This window comes from Rhodococcus sp. SMB37 (assembly GCF_004345605.1).
Taxonomy (GTDB): domain Bacteria; phylum Actinomycetota; class Actinomycetes; order Mycobacteriales; family Mycobacteriaceae; genus Rhodococcus.
Genome location: NZ_SLVY01000006.1, coordinates 300,885 through 319,962, shown reverse-complemented (window position 1 = coordinate 319,962; position 19,078 = coordinate 300,885). Strand labels below are relative to the sequence as shown.

General features: G+C 64.8%; 15 protein-coding genes. 8 read left to right on the top strand and 7 right to left on the bottom strand.

Translation table 11 applies throughout. The annotated features are described in order from the left end of the window. Window positions 1-5: 5 nt before the first annotated feature. Genes EV641_RS12920 through EV641_RS12910 form a run of 3 tightly spaced genes read left to right on the top strand, consistent with a single transcriptional unit; the run spans window position 6 to window position 3,735 of the window. Entirely contained in the window at window positions 6-1,031 is a 1,026-nt protein-coding gene (locus EV641_RS12920) for an acyl-CoA dehydrogenase family protein (RefSeq protein ID WP_132472116.1), read from the top strand. Further along, window positions 1,028-2,179 carry an acetyl-CoA acetyltransferase gene (locus EV641_RS12915; protein ID WP_132472115.1) on the top strand — a complete coding sequence of 384 codons (1,152 nt, stop codon included), beginning with the start codon at window positions 1,028-1,030 and terminating at the stop codon, window positions 2,177-2,179. Before EV641_RS12920 ends, EV641_RS12915 begins: the two co-directional genes overlap by 4 nt. Continuing rightward, on the top strand, window positions 2,176-3,735 hold the full coding sequence (locus EV641_RS12910; protein WP_241997168.1) for a class I adenylate-forming enzyme family protein: 1,560 nt from the start codon (window positions 2,176-2,178) through the stop codon (window positions 3,733-3,735). The genes EV641_RS12915 and EV641_RS12910 overlap by 4 nt, the downstream gene beginning before the upstream one ends. 88 nt (window positions 3,736-3,823) lie before the next feature. Here EV641_RS12910 and EV641_RS12905 read toward each other — a convergent pair whose 3' ends face one another. The 6 genes from EV641_RS12905 to EV641_RS12880 all read right to left on the bottom strand — a co-directional run bounded on the left by EV641_RS12905 (window position 3,824) and on the right by EV641_RS12880 (window position 12,551). Further along, the gene (locus EV641_RS12905; protein ID WP_132472114.1) at window positions 3,824-4,957 is read right to left on the bottom strand and encodes an NDMA-dependent alcohol dehydrogenase; all 1,134 of its coding nucleotides are present in this window, start codon (window positions 4,955-4,957) and stop codon (window positions 3,824-3,826) included. Between the two features lie 71 nt (window positions 4,958-5,028). Beyond that, on the bottom strand, window positions 5,029-6,462 hold the full coding sequence (locus EV641_RS12900) for an aldehyde dehydrogenase (protein WP_132472113.1): 1,434 nt from the start codon (window positions 6,460-6,462) through the stop codon (window positions 5,029-5,031). A 264-nt stretch (window positions 6,463-6,726) separates the two neighbouring features. Beyond that, complete coding sequence (locus EV641_RS12895) at window positions 6,727-8,259, bottom strand: ABC transporter substrate-binding protein (RefSeq protein ID WP_132472112.1); 1,533 nt, start codon at window positions 8,257-8,259, stop codon at window positions 6,727-6,729. Then, window positions 8,256-9,410: a CaiB/BaiF CoA-transferase family protein gene (locus tag EV641_RS12890; RefSeq protein WP_277874494.1), complete on the bottom strand. Its 1,155-nt coding sequence runs from the start codon at window positions 9,408-9,410 to the stop codon at window positions 8,256-8,258. The genes EV641_RS12895 and EV641_RS12890 overlap by 4 nt, the downstream gene beginning before the upstream one ends. After that, window positions 9,394-11,691, bottom strand: a complete 2,298-nt coding sequence (locus tag EV641_RS12885) for a CoA transferase (protein ID WP_132472111.1) — start codon at window positions 11,689-11,691, stop codon at window positions 9,394-9,396. The genes EV641_RS12890 and EV641_RS12885 overlap by 17 nt, the downstream gene beginning before the upstream one ends. Then, the gene (locus tag EV641_RS12880) at window positions 11,688-12,551 is read right to left on the bottom strand and encodes an enoyl-CoA hydratase-related protein (protein ID WP_132472110.1); all 864 of its coding nucleotides are present in this window, start codon (window positions 12,549-12,551) and stop codon (window positions 11,688-11,690) included. The genes EV641_RS12885 and EV641_RS12880 overlap by 4 nt, the downstream gene beginning before the upstream one ends. Window positions 12,552-12,908: 357 nt before the next feature. On the opposite strand from EV641_RS12880, the gene EV641_RS12875 reads away from it, so the two are divergent. Beyond that, entirely contained in the window at window positions 12,909-13,628 is a 720-nt protein-coding gene (locus EV641_RS12875; protein ID WP_241997166.1) for a tyrosine-protein phosphatase, read from the top strand. Window positions 13,629-13,682: 54 nt separating this feature from the next. Next, window positions 13,683-13,874: a ferredoxin gene (locus EV641_RS12870; protein ID WP_132472109.1), complete on the top strand. Its 192-nt coding sequence runs from the start codon at window positions 13,683-13,685 to the stop codon at window positions 13,872-13,874. 24 nt (window positions 13,875-13,898) lie between these two features. Here the strand turns inward: EV641_RS12870 and EV641_RS12865 are convergent, their stop codons facing one another. Next, window positions 13,899-14,912: a DUF2889 domain-containing protein gene (locus tag EV641_RS12865; RefSeq protein ID WP_241997164.1), complete on the bottom strand. Its 1,014-nt coding sequence runs from the start codon at window positions 14,910-14,912 to the stop codon at window positions 13,899-13,901. A gap of 175 nt (window positions 14,913-15,087) precedes the next feature. On the opposite strand from EV641_RS12865, the gene EV641_RS12860 reads away from it, so the two are divergent. The 3 genes from EV641_RS12860 (at window position 15,088) to EV641_RS12850 (ending at window position 18,868) form a co-directional block, all read left to right on the top strand. Further along, window positions 15,088-15,939, top strand: a complete 852-nt coding sequence (locus tag EV641_RS12860; protein ID WP_132472107.1) for a hypothetical protein — start codon at window positions 15,088-15,090, stop codon at window positions 15,937-15,939. Beyond that, window positions 15,932-16,735, top strand: coding sequence for an MBL fold metallo-hydrolase (locus EV641_RS12855; RefSeq protein ID WP_132472106.1), 804 nt, complete (start codon window positions 15,932-15,934; stop codon window positions 16,733-16,735). Before EV641_RS12860 ends, EV641_RS12855 begins: the two co-directional genes overlap by 8 nt. Window positions 16,736-17,188: 453 nt before the next feature. Further along, a complete protein-coding gene (locus tag EV641_RS12850) occupies window positions 17,189-18,868 on the top strand; it encodes an FAD-dependent oxidoreductase (RefSeq protein ID WP_132472105.1) in 1,680 nt (559 codons plus the stop codon). The last annotated feature ends 210 nt before the right edge of the window (window positions 18,869-19,078 follow it).

Below are 19,078 nucleotides of genomic sequence, written 5' to 3'. Positions count from 1 at the left end.
TGACCATGGATCTCCTACCATCCGACGAACAACTCGACATTGTCTCTGCTGCTTCAGAGTTCATCTCTTCACGGATGCCGATCGAGGACATCCGGCGACGCATCGACGAACCGACCTCCGTCGATGTCGGCATCTGGCGCGAAGGCGCCGAACTCGGCCTGACCACACTCGGGTTACCCGAGGAACACGGCGGCTCCGGACGCGGTCTCGACGACGAGGTACTGCTGTTCGCGACACTCGGACAGCACCTGGCCACCGGTCCGTTCCTCGCCACCACCCTCGGGGCGCGGATCGCCGCGCGTTGCGGTGACACCGAACTCGTCGCGCAGATCGCGGACGGCCGCGCACTCGTCGGACTCGCCGAACTGCGTGACGGCGCCGTGGGGCCGGACGGTTTCAAGGGCACGTTCGATCTCATCGACGCGGCGGGCGTCGGCCACCTGTTGCTCATCGGCGACGACGGAGCCGCTCTGGTCGAAGCTGCCGAGTTCTCCGACGTCGAAACCCTCGTATCCATCGACCCCGGAACCCGGTTGGCCACCGCCACCATCACGGCGGGCAGCATCCTGCACTGGGTACCCGCCACCGTAGATCCGATCCGGGCCCGGGCGCTGGTGCTGTCTGCGGCAGGACTTGCCGGAATCACGCAGGCCGTCACCGACATGGCCACCCAGCACGCGAAGACCCGAGTGCAGTTCGGACGGCCGATCGGTGTGCACCAGGCCGTCAAGCACGCGTGCACCGATATGGCTGTCCGGGCCGAGGCCGCACGTTCTCAGGTCTACTTCGCCGCAGCGGCACTCCAGGCCGGACGCACCGACGCCGAATTCCAGGTTCTCGCCGCGAAGGCTGTCGCGTCACACGCCGCAATCGACAGCTGCGCCGCCAATATCCAGATCCAGGGCGGCATGGGGTACACGTACGAGCACAATGCGCATCTGTTTCTCAAACGCGCTCACGTGCTCTCCCACCTTATCGACGAACCCACCGATGTCCTCGCCGAACTTCTCGAACAGGGAGCTCCACAGTGAACCGCAAAGTCGCCGTCGCCGGAGTTGCACTATCCGATGTCGGGCGGGTCGACGACAAGAACGCGTACGAATTGATGGCCCAGGCGAGCCGCCGCGCGCTCGCGGAGGCCGGACTGTCCCCGTCCGACGTGGACGGTCTCGCTTCCACGGGCCAGGGCACGCTGCCACCCACCGATGTCGGTGAATACCTGGGGCTGAAGCCGCGCTGGATCGACTCGACCTCGGTGGGCGGTGCATCCTGGGAAGTCATGCTCGCGCACGCCACCGACGCCATCGCGGCCGGCCACGCCGACGTCGTCCTGCTCACCTACGGCTCCACCGCCCGCACTGACCTCCGTAAAGGTCTGCGCACGGCGAACATCAACTGGGGTTCGCGTGGGCCCTTGCAGTGGGACGCCCCGTACGGTCACACCCTCATCTCTAAGTACGCCATGGCTGCACGTCGCCACATGTACCAGTACGGCACGACCATCGAGCAGCTTGCCGAGGTCGCGGTGTCCGCGCGATTCAACGCCAAGGACAACCCTGAAGCGTACTACCGAGATCCGATCACCATCGAGGACGTGGCTTCGGGGCCGATGATCGCCGATCCGTTCACGAAGCTGCACTGCTGCATCCGGTCGGACGGTGGCGCCGCTGCTGTGCTCGTGGCCGAGGACCGGGTGAAGGATCTGAAGTCGGATCCGGTCTGGGTACTGGGGACGGGCGAGGCCACCTCGCACATGCTCACCAGCCAGTGGGACGACGTCACAGTCGGCCCGGCTTCGGTCACCGGCCCGCTCGCGTTCTCGCGGGCCGGGTTGAAGCCGTCCGACGTGGACGTCGCCGAAATCTACGACGCCTTCACCTACATGCTGCTGCTCACCATGGAAGATCTCGGCTTCTGCGAGAAGGGCGAGGGCGGCAAGTTCGTCGAGTCCGGAGCACTGAGGCTGGGCGGCTCACTGCCCACCAACACCGACGGCGGCGGATTGTCCGCGTGCCACCCGGGCCAGCGCGGACTGTTCCTCATCGTCGAGGCCGCCCGCCAGTTGCGCGGACAGAGCGGGCCGCGGCAAGTGCCGGACGCGAAGATCGCGTGTGTGAGCGGCACCGGTGGTTGGTTCTGCTCCAGCGGCACCGTGCTCCTGGGCTCCGAAGAACCGTGACCCCCGCACGTATTGCTCCCCCACTCCGCGCAGAGGAGTTCGGCAGCACCGCTGCTCTCCTGGACGCGGCCGCGCTCGTCCACGGCGACTGCGATGCGTACGTCGAGCCGGGAGTGGGTCGGATCTCATTCGCGGAATGGGCTTCCCGGGCCCATTCTCTCGCAGCTCACCTGTCCGATCGCGGAATCGGAAAGGGCGACGTAGTCGCTCTCATCCTGCCGTCGGGCATCGACTACGCGGTGTGTCTCGCTGCGGTGGCGATGCTCGGCGGGGTCACCACGGGGGTCAACCCGAGGTTGGGCCCGCGCGAGACAGAAGCAATTTTCGCGCAGGCTCGGCCGACTCTCGTGATCCGCGACCCGGACACGAACCTGCCCGAAGCTCCCGAAGGCTATCCGACGATGTCCCGCGCGGACGTCACCGTTGCAATAGGGACGAGCAGGAGGGCACCCGCAATCGCGATTACGCGCTCCGATCCGGTTACCATCGTGTTCACCAGCGGCACAACGGGCCTGCCCAAAGGGGCATGGTTCGACGCCGACAATCTCGCGGCGTCTGCGTCGGCATCGGGAATCATGAGCGCCCCATACGACCGCCGACTGACGGGCACCCCGTTTCCCCACGCCGGCTACATGTCCAAGCTGTGGGATCAATTGGTCTGGGGCACAGCTCTCATCGAGGCACCCTCCCCGTGGTCCGCAGCGGGGATGTACGCGGTGATCCGCGACGAACGCATCACGGTGGGTGGTGGAGTTCCGACCCAATGGGAGAAACTGCTCGAACTACCGGACCTCGACCCCGCGGCTTTCGCACATCTCCGCGTCGGCGTGGTCGCCAGCGCACCAGCATCGCCCGCACTCGTCTCGCGCGTCCGCGACCTGATCGGGGTACCACTGGTCGTGCGGTACGCAATGACCGAATCTCCCACTGTGTGCGGAACCGAACCGGATGATGCGGTGGATGTCCAGTTCCGCACGGTCGGTCGGCCACAGTTCGGAATGACAGTCCGGATCACCGACGACGACGGCAGGGACGTACCCGCCGGCGAGGTCGGACGGATCCGGGTTCACGGGGGCTGCGTGACCCGCGGCTATTGGAACAACGAGACGCTCACGGCCGAGAGCTTCGATCCGGACGGCTTCTTCATCAGCGGCGACCTCGGCTATTTCACCGATGAGGGCAACCTGGTGCTGGCCGGACGTGTCGGCGACATGTATATCCGGGGTGGTTTCAACGTGCATCCGGTCGAAGTGGAGCACACCATCGGCGAGCACCCCGATGTACTGCATGCCGCCGTGGTCGGTCATCCGACTCCGGTCATCGGCGAGATCGGCGTAGCATTCGTCGTTCCCGAGAACCATGCTCGCCCACCCACACTCGAGGATCTGCGCACGTGGTCACGTACGCGGCTCGCCGACTACAAGGCACCGGATCATCTGATCGTCGTCGATACGATTCCGCTCAATGCCATGGCCAAGATCGATCGTCCGGCACTGCACTCCCTTGCGCAGGAACACCTTTCTCGCAACCCTGTGGTCCGACAACGCCGAACCTGACCGGAGTTCGACACGAAGGCCTCTACGTCACGCTGCCCCTGCCGGTCGTCGACCGGCAGGGGCAGCTGCGTTCGGGAACTCGGTCGGGTCAGGCGTCGGCCGCTTCGGCCGCGGGGTATCGAAGTACTCCACGGATGTTTCGTGCCGCGCGCATGTCTTCGAATCCGTCGTTGATCTTTTCCAAAGGATACGTCCGCGTCACCATCGCATCGAGGTCGACCGACCCCGAGCTCCACAGTTCCAGCATCTTCGGAATATCGGCACGCGGGTTGCCCGACCCGTAGAGGGTTCCGACGATTCGCTTCTCCATCAGAGCCAGATCCATCATGCTGATGGCCACCTCTTTTTCGACGAGACGGTGCATGTTGGCCACCACGAGCCAGCCCCGCTTCGCAACCATCCTCAGCGCCTGGGAGATGAGTTTCCCCTCACCGACGCCCATGGCACAGATGAACCGGTCGGCACCCCGGTTCCAGGTGGCTTCCTTCACGACTTCCGCTGCCTCCTCCCAGGAGGCGGCGACGTGGGTGGCGCCCAGCTCGAGCGCCTTCTCGCGCTTGAACTCACTCGGGTCGATCACCGTGATGGTTCGCGCACCGGACAGTTTCGCTCCCTGCAGCGCTGCCGCACCGATGCCTCCGAGGCCCGCAACGACCACGTTGTGACCCGGCTCGACCTCTGCGGCGTAGACGGCCGCGCCCCACCCCGTCACGAATCCGCATCCGAGAAGGCAGGCCCGGTCGAGAGCATGGTGGGGTTCGATCTTGACGCAGCTGGCCTCGTTGACCACGGTGTGGTGCGCAAACGTTCCGAGAGCGGACGAGATCGACAGGTCCTGTCCCCGCGCATGGTGCCGGCTGCCGCCGTCGAGGATCTGCCGGCCGCGACCGATCAGCGCCCCGAGATCACACAGGTTCTGGTGCCCCGTCGAACACGACGGACAGCGGCCGCAGGCAGGAACGAAGCTGAAGACGACATGGTCGCCGGGCTGCAGCCAGGACACGTGTTCGCCGACCGCCTTCACCACACCCGCGCCTTCGTGTCCACCGACGAACGGGATCTGGAAGGGCATATCCCCCACCAGGATGTGCTCCTCCGTATGGCACATCCCCGACGCGTGCAGCTCGACCAGCACTTCCCCGGTTTTCGGAGGGTCGAGCTCTACCGTCTCCACGGACCACGGCGCGTTGCGCTCCCAGAGGATCGCAGCCTGAGTCTCCATGTGAATCCTTCCATGCATGTCGGCGCCGCTGCACCGGTCGATTTTTGTTCACGTTGAGCTGCTGATCGAGGTCAGCTGATGATCGACTGGAACTCGAGATACTCGGCCAGCCCTTCCGGCCCGCCTTCCCGACCGAGGCCGGATTTCTTGAATCCTCCGAATGGTGCGCCGGAGTCCAGGGCCGGGGCCGAGTTGATCGATACCGCGCCGACACGAAGTTGCGCCGCGATGCGATTCGCACGTTCCGTGTCGGGCGACCAGACGCCACCTGCCAGCCCGTATTCCGAGTCGTTGGCCAGAGCGACCGCGTCGTCGTCATCCTCGTAGGGAATGATCACGACGACAGGGCCGAAAAGCTCGTCGCGGGCGACGGGCATGCTGTTCTCGACGTTCGCGAGAACTGTCGGGGCGACGTACCATCCCGTGTTGAAGCCCTCAGGCCGTGCACCGCCGACGATGACACGCGCCCCGTCGTCCACCGCCTGCGCGACATAGCGTTCCACGCGATCGCGGGCGGCGGCATTGATGACCGGCCCCACGTCCGTGGTTCGGTCCGACGGGTCTCCCACCACCAGGGCGCCGACGGCGTCGCCGACTGCCGCCACGACTTCGTCATAGCGGGACCGGGGCGCCAGGATCCGGCTGCGGGACACACAAACCTGTCCGTTGTTGCCCATCACGCCACCGACAAGACCGCCGATCGTCTTGTCGTCGAGTACGACATCGTCGAGGAGAATCGCTGCCGATTTGCCACCGAGCTCGAGACTGCACCGTCGGATGTCGGCTGCGCACAACGCCCCGATACGGGCACCGACCGCGGTCGAACCGGTAAAGCTGATCTTGTCCACTCCGGGATGAGTCACCAGCGCTTCACCGGTCGCAGCGTGGCCCGACACGATGTTGACGACGCCCGGCGGAAACCCTGCCTGCTCGATGACCTCGGCGAAGAGCGAAACTGCCAACGGTGCATCAGGGGAGGGCTTGAGCACCATCGTGCACCCGGCGGCAAGCGCAGGAGCAAGCTTGAGGCACGCAGTGAACACCGGGGCGTTCCAAGGCAGGATTGCCCCGACCACCCCGACCGGCAACCCACGCACGCGGACTTCGCCGCCCACCATCGACGGGCGTACCTCGTCGAACGGGTAGTCGGCGCCGATCTTCTCGTAGGCTCGGAGTGCGCCGAGTGTGCTCAGGACATGGACGAACGACGACGTGCGGCGGGGTGTTCCGACCTCGGCCGAGAAAAGTTCAGCGAACTCGTTTTTGCGGGCCTCGAGAGCGTCTGCGAGCCGGCCGAGTGCGGCGGCCCGGTCCGCAGGGCTGTACGACCCCCAGTCACCGTGCAGCGCTGCCCTGGCAGCGTCGACCGCCTGCCCCACCTCCTCCGGGGTGGCTTCGGTGACGTATCCCAGTACCTCTCCTGTCGCGGGTGAGGTCACCTCGATACGTTCGCCCCGGCCAGGATGCCACGCACCGGCTACGTAGATTCCATCGAACGTCCGCATCGGACTCCTCTCGACCGGAAGCGTGGATCCGCTCCGCAGCCACGTGGTGCGGCTGTACCGCCTGCCATGGTCAGTATTTATTCTGGCAGTCATGTCACTTTTCGGCAAGAGGTCGATACCGAATCTTTCCACCCCGTGAGCCTTCCACCCCCTGTTCGCAGTTGATCCCGAATGTCGAAGCATATCTTCTCTGACGCTGGCGTCATGAACAGGGCCACGCTGGAGCTCGGCCCCGCCCCGGCGCCCGCAGATCCCCGGCATCGCTCACGGACGCGGATACAGATCGCGCACATTGAAAGGGCCGCCGTGGGTAACGACGCCCATCGTGTCGAAACCACCAACCGAGTCGGTATGCACATACGTAGTCGGCGGGGCACAGATGAACAACTCCAGTGCCTCGCTCGAGACCATGCGCGAGACGTCCTCCAGCAACGCAACGCGCTCCTCGTCTGAGTGCTGCTCCGTCACCAGCCGGTCGAGGATTTCCCGCACTCCATCGGGTAGCTCCCCCTGGAATCGTGACGTCAGGAAATTGTCCCGCAAGGTGACGACGGGATCGGACGAGGCACCTCGCGAATAGGAGAACGCATCTGCGGTCCCCCCTTGCCACTGCGCCAGGGCGTCGTTCAGATCTGCGGCCTGAACGTCGAGTTCGATACCGACCTGAGCGAGCTGATCCTGCATCGCAGCCGTCACAGGTACGAGGCTGCCCCCCGTCACGACCTTCAGCCGGAATCCGTCGGCGTATCCCGCGGCCTCCAGGAGTTGCCGTGCTTTCGCGGGGTCGTACGTGTACTCCACAGAAGGATCGTCCACGTGCCCGGCGATACCTGCCTGGAGCGGCTGCCCGGTCGGCGCGCAACGGCTGTCGAGCAAGCCCACGTTGATCGCGTCCCGGTCGATCGCGTAGTTCATCGCCCGACGGACATCGGGGTTGTCCAACGGCCCGCGGGTACTGTTCAGATACATGGCCCACCACGTCGCACGATCGATCTCGGTGAGCTCGTACCCCCCGGAATCGACGAGGGCCCGAGCATCGCGAAGCTGTGGCAGCCGGACCATGGACGCCTCGACCTGACCGCTGCGCTGCGCGTTGAAGCGGGCGTTGTCATCCGGGATACCGAGAATCTCGAGCGTGTCGAACGCCGACAGCTCCGTGTCCCAGTACTCGGCGTTCTTCTCGTACTCTGCACGATCGTTCGGCCGGACCGATACGAGCCGGTACGGCCCCGACCCGGCATCGAGCTGACTCAAGTCCTGGTTCATCAACGCCGGGTTGATGATGCTCGCCGGTGTGGTCGCGAATGCGAAGATCGCGTCGGCACGCGGCGCGTTCAATGCGACAACGACAGTCCGATCGTCCGGCGTCTCGATACCGTCAACAAAGGAGAAGTACTCCGTCACGGTCGATCCAGGAATCCTCCTCGCGCGTTCGATGCTCGCTTTGACCGCCGCGGAGGTCACCGGAGTACCGTCGTGGAACGTCACGTCGTCGCGAAGATCGAACGTGATGGACCGCATGTCCGGGCTGTACGACCAGCTCTCGGCGACCATCGGCTGCAACGTCGTCGCGCCATCCGTCTTGTCCACCCGAATCAACTGGTCGTAGATCGGGAAGATATACGGCTCCATCGCGAGCGGACTACGCGCGAGATGCGGATCGAACGTGGTCGGCGCGAGAATCGAGGCGATGCGCAGGCGTTCTGCCGCATCGGAATCTCCATCGCTACCCCCACACCCCGCAAGCACCAGGGCCGCTACCGATATCGCCACACCCAGTCGGGCTGTTCGCCTCATTCGACACTCCTCTGATCACGTCCGGGGCTCGCCGTCACCGACGATCGGTTCGTCCATAGTTCGGATGCGGTGGTCGCCTGCGTCGGAGGCGGAGCCGGGAGCTCCGCCGGCGTGCGGGAGAACCGCGGCGCCGGTGCCGGCTGAACGAGACCGTCGAGTTCATGGAACACTCTGCGACTCAACATATGTGGATGTTCGGGTGCCTCGGCGAAGTCGAGGACCGGAGTAACGCATGCGTCGGTTCCGTCGAAAACGGCGGTCCATTCGTCGCGTGTCTTCGTCGCGAACCTCTCCTCGAACACAGTGCGCAGCTCTGCCCACCGCGACCTGTCGTGCTGTTGCGGGAGCGACTCCGCCGGCAACCCGAGGCCCGTGACCATCTGGTGGTAGAACTCCGCTTCGAGCGCACCGACGGCAACGTACTTCCCGTCGGCACACTCGTACGTGTCGTAGAACGGCGCACCACCGTCGAGCAGATTCGTACCGCGTTCGTGGGACCACTGCCCCGCCGAATGTAACGCCCACAGCAGATGGCCCAGCATCGGAGCGCCGTCGACCATTGCCGCGTCGATCACCTGACCCAGACCGGACGTGGCCCGTTCATGTAGTGCTGCAAGGATACCCACGATCAGAAACATGGATCCGCCACCGAAATCGCCCAGCAGGTTGAGCGGCGGCAGAGGACGTTCGCCGGCACGTCCGACAGCGTGGAGGAGTCCGGTGAGCGCGATGTAGTTGATGTCATGTCCCGCTCGGCGGCTCATCGGGCCGTCTTGTCCCCATCCGGTCATCCGGCCGTAGATCATCCCCGGGTTGCGTGACAGGACATCGTCGGGGCCGACTCCGAGCCGTTCGGCCACACCGGGCCGAAACCCCTCGATCAGGATGTCGGCACGGTCGATCAGCGCGAGAATCGATTGCTTGCCGTCGGGGTCCTTGAGATCGGCCTGAACCAGAATTCTGCCGCGGAACTGCGCATTCCGGGGACCGACAGGGCCGAAGTTGTAGTCGGGGCGCCGAACACACGCGACCTCGGCACCGAGATCCGCCAGCATCATCGCTGCGTGCGGCCCCGGCCCGATTCCTGCCAGCTCGACGACACGAACACCCGCCAGCGGCCCGCTTTCGGTCACCTCAGGAGGTACGACCACGACTCTCCTGTTCCTGCACCGTTCGACGGCCTCCCGAAACCTCGTCGATCCGATCGTCCGGGTATCCCAGTTCGTCGAGCACCTCCCGGGTGTCCTCACCGACCGTGAAAGACCGTCCCGGAATGTCGTCGTCACCCTCTGCCCACTCCACGAAAGCGCGGACCATGCGCAACCTTCCGAATTGCGGATCGGTGACGACGTGCGAGAACCGATTCTCCCGGAGGAACGGGTCCTCGAGCGCACCCTGCTGCTCGACGGCACGACACGCCGGGACGCCGTGGCCCGCCAGGAGGCCGAGCGCGTCGTCGACCGTGCGCGTCGCAAGCGTCGATTCGACTTCGGTGAGGTCACCGATCCCGAATGCCCGGAGAAGAGCGGTCGTCCGAGCGGCACCGACAGCAGCAACGGCAATCCATCCGTCGGCGCAGGCGTAGAACCGGTGGCCCTCCGCGGGACCCGGATAGTCCACACCACCGCGCTGCGGTTCGGGGCGGCCCGCATACGCCGTCAGTTCGCTGCCTTGGAGAAATATCGACGTGCTCGCGAGCGACGCCCACACCTGTTGTCCGACGCCGGTAGTGCCACGCTGGTACAGGGCCGCAAGTACACCGAGGGCCCCGAGGGCGCCCGTGCAGGTGTCGTGCGCGGGCATCGGGGCCGCGAGAGGTTGGGCGTCACCGCCTTGCGCGGCCGCCATGCCGCTCAGCGACTGGAACACCGGGTCGAATCCCGGCGCTGTCGCGTAATCGCCGGCGCGACCGTAGGCGGACACCGTGCACTGCACCAACTCGGGGCGCTCACACCGCAGAACCTCCGGGCCGACACCGAGCTTGTGCAGACGGCCCGGGCGCAGATTCTCGACCAGGACATCCGCTCTGCGAACGAGATCCAGCAGCGCGCCGCGTCCCGGCTCGGTACCCAGATCCAGCGCCACGCCACGTTTGCGTTGATTCGCAGCGATGAACGACAGAGTGAAGGCCCGGTAGGGATCTCCGTTCCGCGGTTCGACCTTGATCACCTCCGCGCCGTGATCCGCGAGCAGCGATGCGACCAGTGGAGCCGCGAGGAACGTAGCGGCGTCGATCACCCGGATACCGGCGAGGGGGCGCCGCACCGACGGAGCGACCGCGTCCGTGGTCCTGTTCCGACGCGGCCACACCTCCGGTGCCCGCGTCTTCTCCACCACCGCGGCGCGCGGAGCCCGCACCCGGCTGCGGGAGAATGCGATCGGCACGTCGGGCATGTTCACTTCGCCCAGCACGTCGTGTTCGATCGTGGTCATGCCGTGGTTGGCAGCAACGATGTCACCGACCGCCCACTCGGCCCTCGTGCGCACCGGTGCGCACGGCACGTCTGCTGCGGCGAAGATACCGATCCAGTGACTGCAGGGCTCCGTCGCGAACAGCGACTCGAGTTCGTGTTCGACCGCTCGCACTCCGGGACTGCCGACGACCATCAGGTTCGTGAACTCTCCGCCCACCTCCGGAAGCACCAGGATGTCCATCCGATCGAGCGCGTCGAGAGCCCGGAAGAACAGATCCGGGGTCAGCGTGGCAAGGAAGAACCATTGCCCGTCCGATGCCTGGTACATGCGCCAGAAAGGCAGCGATCGCACAGAGCGGCCCGGGCTGAAAACAGGCTCGTCGACTCCCTCGATCATCATCGTCGCCATCTGTGTTGCCGCTGCGTGCACACCACTGACGACTGCGGTGTACCCCGCTCCGGTTCCGTTGCGGCCTACCAATCCGGCTACAGCGGACCCAGCCCCGAGCGCACCGTGAAGGAGCGTGGTGGTTGCGACGACAGGCGCCACCGGCCGATCCTCGACACAGGGATACCGGCCTGCGACACCGCCGACGGCATCCAGCAGCAAGGGGTCCTCGTCGAGTTCCGCCCACCTGCCCGACGCCGCATACGGAGGCATCCACACGTGCGTCAGTCCGGGACTCCGAGCCTGGACATCGTCCGCGCGCAGTTGTGCTGCCGCGAGTCCGGCCGGCGTGTGGTCGACGAACAGAACGTCGGCTTCCCGGATCGCATTCCGGATCTCGTCGGACCCCCAGGTCACGAGTCGTTTTCCTCGGTCCCACCACACTTCAGCGGGCTCCGACGGGAAGGCCTGGTCCGGCGGGGCATCCACTGCGCGCACGACATCGGCCCCGAGGTCGGCGAGGAGCTGTCCGGCAATGCGTGCGGCCTGCGTCGTCGACACCTCCAGGACGCGGATCCCGTTCAACGGACACTCGTCGTCGTTCCCGTGCGATTCGGCAGTGCTGGTCATTCCTCGCCTCGCTTCGCTTCGGAGTTGTTTCTGATCAAACGATTTCGCTGCTGCGCGAAGCGTTGCAAGGTCGCGATCCGCGCATCTCCGGTGAACGACTCGAGCTGCCGTCGCGCTTCGAGGTCGATGTACTCGTCGAGCGGGAGCCGCTCGGTGTCGAGGAAGTTCTGCTTCATCGTCCGGAGCACACCAACATCGTGTGCTCCCAATTCGGCCGTCATCGCGGCCGCCTCCTCGCGGAAGGTCGCGCTGGGAAAGACGCGCGAGACGAATCCCGTGCGCAGGGCTTCGGTGGCATCGAACTTGGCGGGAAGGAAGCACAGATCTCTTGCGCGGGCGCTGCCGAGTGCCCGGGAGAGGGTCCACGGCGCACCGAGTTCGCCCGGCAGTCCCACGTTCAGGAAGGCTGTCGAGAAACGCGCATCCGAGGCCGCGACGCGCAGGTCGCATGCCGCGGCCCAGGCGAGACCTGCACCCGCGCACGCCCCGTTGATCGCGGCCACCGTCACCTGGGGCATCTCGTGCAGCAACGTCGACGATTGGTAGGCGGTGATGTCCGGTAGGGACTCCGGTTCTTTAGTGGGACCGCGGTTGAGGTCGGCGCCGGGGCAGAATGTTGCACCTGCACCGGTCAGGACCACCACCGAGATCGTGGCGTCGACGCTCAAGGCCCCGAGAACCTCGTACATCTCGTTGACCATGCTGGGTGTCACCCCGTTGCGCGCCGCGGGGCGGTCGAACGTCACCGTCGCCACCGAGCCCACCACCTGCACGTCGAGCGTCGGAACATCCCCGTCGGACCGAGACGGCGACTGTCGCTCACCGGTGCCCGCGTCCACGAATCCGTGCCGGCTTGCCATGATGGGACACCTTTCGTAGAAAGACACTTCTCTTCGAGGAAGTGCAGTTTCGTCATCGGCCGGTGCACGGCCTACGGATCGACGGGATGCGGGTTCGAGCGCCGCGGCGCCACCGACGGAAGCCAACTGTGAATCAGATCACCACCGACCGAGACGGTAATGCGATTACTCATTGGGGTCAACTGGGTTACTGATCCACCCGACGTCCGGCAGTGGAGGACCACTCGATGCCCGACTCTCATCAGGCACCGCCGAATCCTTGGTTCTGACGTTTGCGTCACTTAGACTGGGCGCCGAGCCTAGCGACCACCGACTGTGGGCGTCCGGGCCCACCGAGACCCACAGAAGGAAGCCGATGTGATCGAATCCGGGACCGCCGCACACACCATCCCCGGCCTCGCCAATCTGCGCGACGTAGCCGGGCTACCAATGCAGGACGGCGGCGCAACTCGTCCCGGAGTGCTGTACCGAAGCGACGCTCCCCGAACGGACGACCCCGTACCGGAACACGTTTCATCCTGGCCGCCGAGTGTCGTCATCGACCTACGCTCGAACCGTGAGGTGCAGCGGTCCCGATGTGACTGGCCGGACAGGACCACGGTGCATCACCATCCGTTACACGACGCCGCCGCGCCAGGGGTTACCCCGCCGGGAAACCTACCCGCGCTCTACGATCTCATCCTCGACTCCGGGGCCACGCGCATCGCCGCGCTCGTCTCACTGGTCGCGCAGGCGGACGGGCCCGTACTCGTCCACTGCGCCGTAGGAAAAGATCGCACCGGCGTAGCAATCGCCGCACTACTGCTCGCCGCCGACGTTCGTCCCGAAGCAGTGATCGCGGACTACCTCGCCACCGCCTCGAACATGCCCGCGTTACGACAACGGTGGGCTTCCATCCGGACAGCGCAGCCGGCCCGGCCACTCCTCGACGACCATTGGCTCGAGACGCCGGAACCGGCGATTACCGCGGTCGTCGAACGGATCACCACCGCACCGGGCGGACCGAAAGGGTGGCTCCGGAACCACGGCGCCGACGATGCGGATCTACGCAGATGGCACAGGCGAATTCGCTTATAGCACATCATTTCCCAGAACCAATTGGAATCAGCGAACACCGAAACGGAGTACCCCATGCGAATTCACATCGATGCTCTCCAGTGCGAAGGACACGGCATGTGCGCGGCAACAGCGCCGGATCTCTTCGACCTGAACGATGACGGCTACGCGACCCCGACGGACTTCGAGGTTCCATCGGGATCCGAGAGTCCGGCCGAAGCCGGCGCGACAGCCTGCCCGATGGGAGCGATCAAAGTTCTGTACTGACCGGCCGCGCCGTCTTCCAACGGGTCAGTGCAGCGCCGCCAGCTTCGTCGACAACTCCGCGACGTCTACCACGGACCGCAGCAGGTCGTTGAGATGCGTACACGACCCGACACCCCTGAACTCGGCCCCCACAAGAGGTGCAACATTGAGCACGGTCTTGCCGATCAGCCGATCCACTGCCGCCACAGCGCCCGAGCATTCCGGCCAGGGCAGCACACGCGGGGTCGCCACCGCGCGGATGATCTCGAGCGTGTCCGCGCGGGCAGTGAGGTCCAGGTGGTACTCGTGCACCACCGTCTCGATACAGTGCTCGTCCACGTAGCTGTCGCGGAACATCGCGTCGACGACGAGGTCGCCTTCCCCGCGGACATCGATCCGCCGCAACCGGCGCATACCTTTCGCAGGCAAGGCGTCCATGTGATGCCACGCGAGCGGGTCGGGCCCGTGAACGAAGTCCGGCGCGGACGGGCCGATCACCACGGGCGCCGTGCCGTTGCTTTCGATTCCGCCGATGAACACTCCACCGGTGGCGAATCCCGCACAATAATCCGCGCGGGGAAGGGCACTCGTCCGTGGGACCGGTACAGCGGCGACGGCGGGGTCCTCACGAGTGAGCGCGTAACCGGATATCACCGTCGCAACGGGTACGTCGTCGAGTACGCGGTGGAGCAGCGAGTGCTCCCGAGCGCCGTCCGGGAGCGCTGCCGCGAGTGCGGACCGAAACCCCGACCCGGCACGAGCGCCCACCAATGCGGTCAGATCCGGACCCGCCTGCCCCGCATCCGCGGACACCACAGTCCGACCACCAACGAAGTCGATCTCCACAGCGCTGTGCACGTTGCCGAACTGCACCGGCGATCCGTCACCATGAGTGCCGAGATCCCTTCCGCTGCCGTGCAACAGCAACGGGCCCTCGTGACCGTCGGGGCGGAGGATGCCGACCGCGGTCGTGCGCCGCACGGAATACGGCAATCGCGCCGGAGTGGAATCGGTCGGATTGTGCACCCCTCTCCGCAGTACCCACGAATTCTCGCCCACAGCTTTCCTCCGCATCGCTCTACCTTCTCCGATAATGTACACTGTCGTCAGATCCGCGATATCATGGTCAGAAGTACACACTTTCGATAAAGAGACTTGCACAGCAACGGATCTCGACCATCTGAGGCACAAATCGGCTATGCCGGCAATCGCCCGAACGGATCAGGAGTTGTCTATGACTTCCCAGCCTGTAGAGCTCGTGCCCGATGCGCTGTACGCAGTCGGCGACACGGCACCGAACGACGGGCGCCTGTCCTGGGCCTCTCCCGGCACGTCGGCGTTCGAACCCGTCAACTCCTTTCTCCTCGTCGAAGACGGCCACGCCCTCCTCATCGATCCCGGTGTCGCGGCGCATGAAAGCACACTGCTCGCCCAACTGGGCGAGATCATCGGGCCCGAAACGAAATTGTCGGTGTTCTGCACACGGTTCGAAGGTGACTGTGTGACCGCATTGGGTCCGGTCATTCGCGATTTCAACGTCGTGAGCATTTTCGGCGGCGGTGTGAGCAACCCGTTCGATTTCTTCGAGGACGTCAGCCCGCAGGAACAGATCCGCACCGACCACCACATCGAGATCCTTCGCAAGAAGGCCGGAGACACCATCGAGGTCGGCCCGGGGCGTAGCGTCGACCTGCTCTCGACCTCACTCCGCGTCCTGACCACGTTCTGGCTGTACGACGAGCGCACGGGCACACTGTTCACCTCGGATTTCTTCGCATATGAGGCACTCGAGCATGCGGATCGATCCGATCTGGTTCGTCACACGACTCCGGACACGTTCGACCGCAGCGCCGCGGCACGCCGACTGTTCACGAAGATCGACTGGTTGCTACTCGCCGATCCGGCACCGTTCGTCGAAGAACTGGACCGGCTCTTCGACACCTACGACATCAGTGCGATAGCGCCCGGTCACGGCCGGATCATCGTCGGACGTGAGACCGTCCGTTCCTACTACGAGCTGACCCGCGAGCTTCTGCTGACCTGCGGTCGAGCTCACTCCACAGGAGAGGTTCCCGTTCATGGCTGAGCCGTTTCGCGAGATCGCCCCGGGCTTGTTCTGGCTGGGGGACTGCCTCAAGTTCGAATACGGAGACGAGATCTGGCACGGTCACGTCTCCACGTACCTGGTGGTCGGCGACGAACGGACGTTGCTGCTCGACACAGGTCACCCCGCCCACTGGGGCGTCGTCGAGTCCGCACTCGACGAGCTGCTCGGTGATCGGCCTCTCGACTTCGTTCTGCCCACGCATCCCGAGATGCCCCATGCCGGCAATCTCCCCCATCTGGCACGCAAGTATCCCGGGCTCACGGTGGTCGGTGACACCCGCGACTACCACCTGTACTACCCACAGCTGGCCGAGCGGCTTGCGCCCACCCCGGTCGGCGAGCGCATCGATCTCGGTGGACGCGAGATCCATGTGTTGCCCGCAATCTGGCGCGACCTGCCGAATACCGTATGGGCCTTCGATACCGGTAGCGGTGTCATGTTCGTAGCGGACGGGTTCTCGTATTCGCACCATCATTTCAACGGTGAATGTCGGTTGTACTCTTCGGAGTTGCCGCAGGCCCCGGACCTCGAGCAAACGGTGTTCCTCAACGAGCGGGCACTGTTCTGGACCCGGCACGTCGATTCCGGGCACAGCGAACCGGACCTCGAGGCCCTGTTCGAACGGTACCGTCCCACGCTCGTAGCACCTGCCCACGGCAGCGTCATCGACCGTCTCGACGAGATGGTGGAACTGCTGAAGACAGGAATGGCCGAGAGCCGCAAGCAGAACCGGCTCGTTGCGGCACAGTGGGCACCGACCGACGGCACCCGGTAGGCAGCGCACTCCGGCCATGCACCTCGCTTGGCACGCCGGCTCCGAGACAGTACGACTGAAATGGTGCAGTCAGGAAACCGACGCAGGCGGTGGCCCCAACAAGATCGACTCGACCGCGCCCTGCCAGCTCATCTCACGTCCGGTGGTCCTCCATCGCTGCCTCTGCTCGCATCTCGCACGGAACGAGCTCCGCATGACACTGGACGAGTTCATGCACGGCTCCCACATACAACATGCCGAAGGAGCCACTGCTCGCATCCCATAGTCGGCGGAGACCTTCCATCTCGAGCCCTCCCGCTGACGTTCACGGCCGAAGTCACGCGGGACCGCTGGTAACCGTGCAGGGTTCGCCGGACGTGATGGGTTCGAGTAAGAAGGCGGATCAATGGGTACGTGCCCGTTGATTTAAGATAGACATTAGCGTCAGATATGCACGAATAGGTGGGAAATTTCATGGCCTTTGTGATCCTGCAAGCCTGCTGCAACGATGCGTCGTGCGTCGCTGTCTGTCCGGTCGATTGCATTCATCCCACCCCGGAGGAAGCGCCGTTCATGCGGACGGAGATGTTGCACATCGACCCTCAGGCCTGCATCGACTGCGGGGCATGCGCCGAGGAGTGTCCGGTCGACGCAATCCGCCCGGATGACGAACTCGATGAGCGGGACGAGCCTTACCGCTCACTCAATTCCGAATACTTCGATCTCCGCCCGATGAGCAGCGGCACACTCGCCCCGGTCACGCCTCCGTGGCGCAAGGCCGATTACTCCGGCATGCGGGTAGCGATAGTCGGCTCTGGACCTGCAGCTTTTTATGCAGCCCTCGAGATCGTCTCGATGAGAGGCGCGCGAGTCGAGATGTTCGACCGGTTACTGACTCCTTACGGCCTTGTCAGATTCGGTGTAGCTCCCGACCACCCGGGTACCAAAGCAGTCACCGTCGTCTTCGAATCACTCGCCAAAAAGAGCTCGTTCAACCTCAACCTCGGCGTGGAGATCGGCACCCACATCACCCACGAAGAGTTGGTCGAGCGTCACCACGCAGTCATTTACGCCGTCGGTGCCTCCTCGGACCGCCGTCTCGGCATTCCCGGCGAAGATTTGGCCGGCAGCCACACGGCAACCGAGTTCGTCGCCTGGTACAACGGACACCCCGACTATGCCGATCGAACATTCGATCTGTCCAGTGATCATGTCGTCGTCATCGGCAACGGCAACGTCGCCCTCGACGTCGCGCGAATTCTGTTGACGGATCCGGAAGATTTGGATCACACCGACATCGCGGATCATGCATTGGACGCGCTGCGCACCAGCAACGTGCGCGAGGTCGTCGTACTCGGCCGTCGAGGCGTCGCCCAAGCGGGATACACCAATCCGGAAATGCTCGCGCTGCGCGACCTGCCGGACGTCGACCTGATCATCGACAGCGACGAAGTTGCTACCGATGAGTTGACGCAGGCAATTCTCGACGCCGACGACACCGAGCCGTCCGTCCGCTCGAAAGTGATGTTCGCCCAAGAAGTGGCGGCCGGGAACCCAACAGGGAACAAGAAGCGCCTGGTACTGCGCTACCTTGTGTCCCCCACCGAGATCGTCGGCACCGACCGCGTCGAGTCGGTACGCGTGACTCGCAATCGCCTCGAGCAGGAGAGCGACGGCGCAGTCATGGCGGTCGCTACCGATCAGACCGAGACACTCGAGGCCGGACTGGTGCTGCGAGCAGTCGGCTACCACGGCGTCGCCATGCCGGACCTACCGTTCGACAACGCACGCGGTGTCATACCGAACGTCGGGGGACGTGTCGTCGACCCAGCTAGCCGTGAGCCCCTCCCGGGTGTGTACGTCACGGGCTGGATAAAGCGCGGCCCTTCGGGTGTCATCGGCACCAACAAGAAGTGCGCCATCGATACCGTCGATCTGTTACTGCAAGACTATCTTGCAGGAAGCTTGCCGGTGCCTGGCCACGACGCAGAGTCCCTGACCGCGCTGGTCGCCGAGCGCCAACCCGACATCGTGAATTTCAAGGGTTGGACCGCCATAGACAAGGCGGAAAAGGCCGCGGGTAGGGCACGCAAACGGCCACGCGTCAAATTCGTGGACACTGCCTCGATGCTGAATGTGGTCCGCACGACCTGATCTGCGTGGCTGAGTGTTCGCGTCCGTCGACGAAGTCTCGAGCTTCGTCGACGGACGTCGCAATTACCAGAGCGTGTTTCAAGAATTGGCTGCCAGAGCCACTATGTGACCGCAGCGATCCGGACGGTGGCAGCATCACGGACGGCGAGTGGGTCGTATCTGGTGGCTACGGCACATCTCGGTACCGCGTGGCTCTTCACTGGCGAGCTA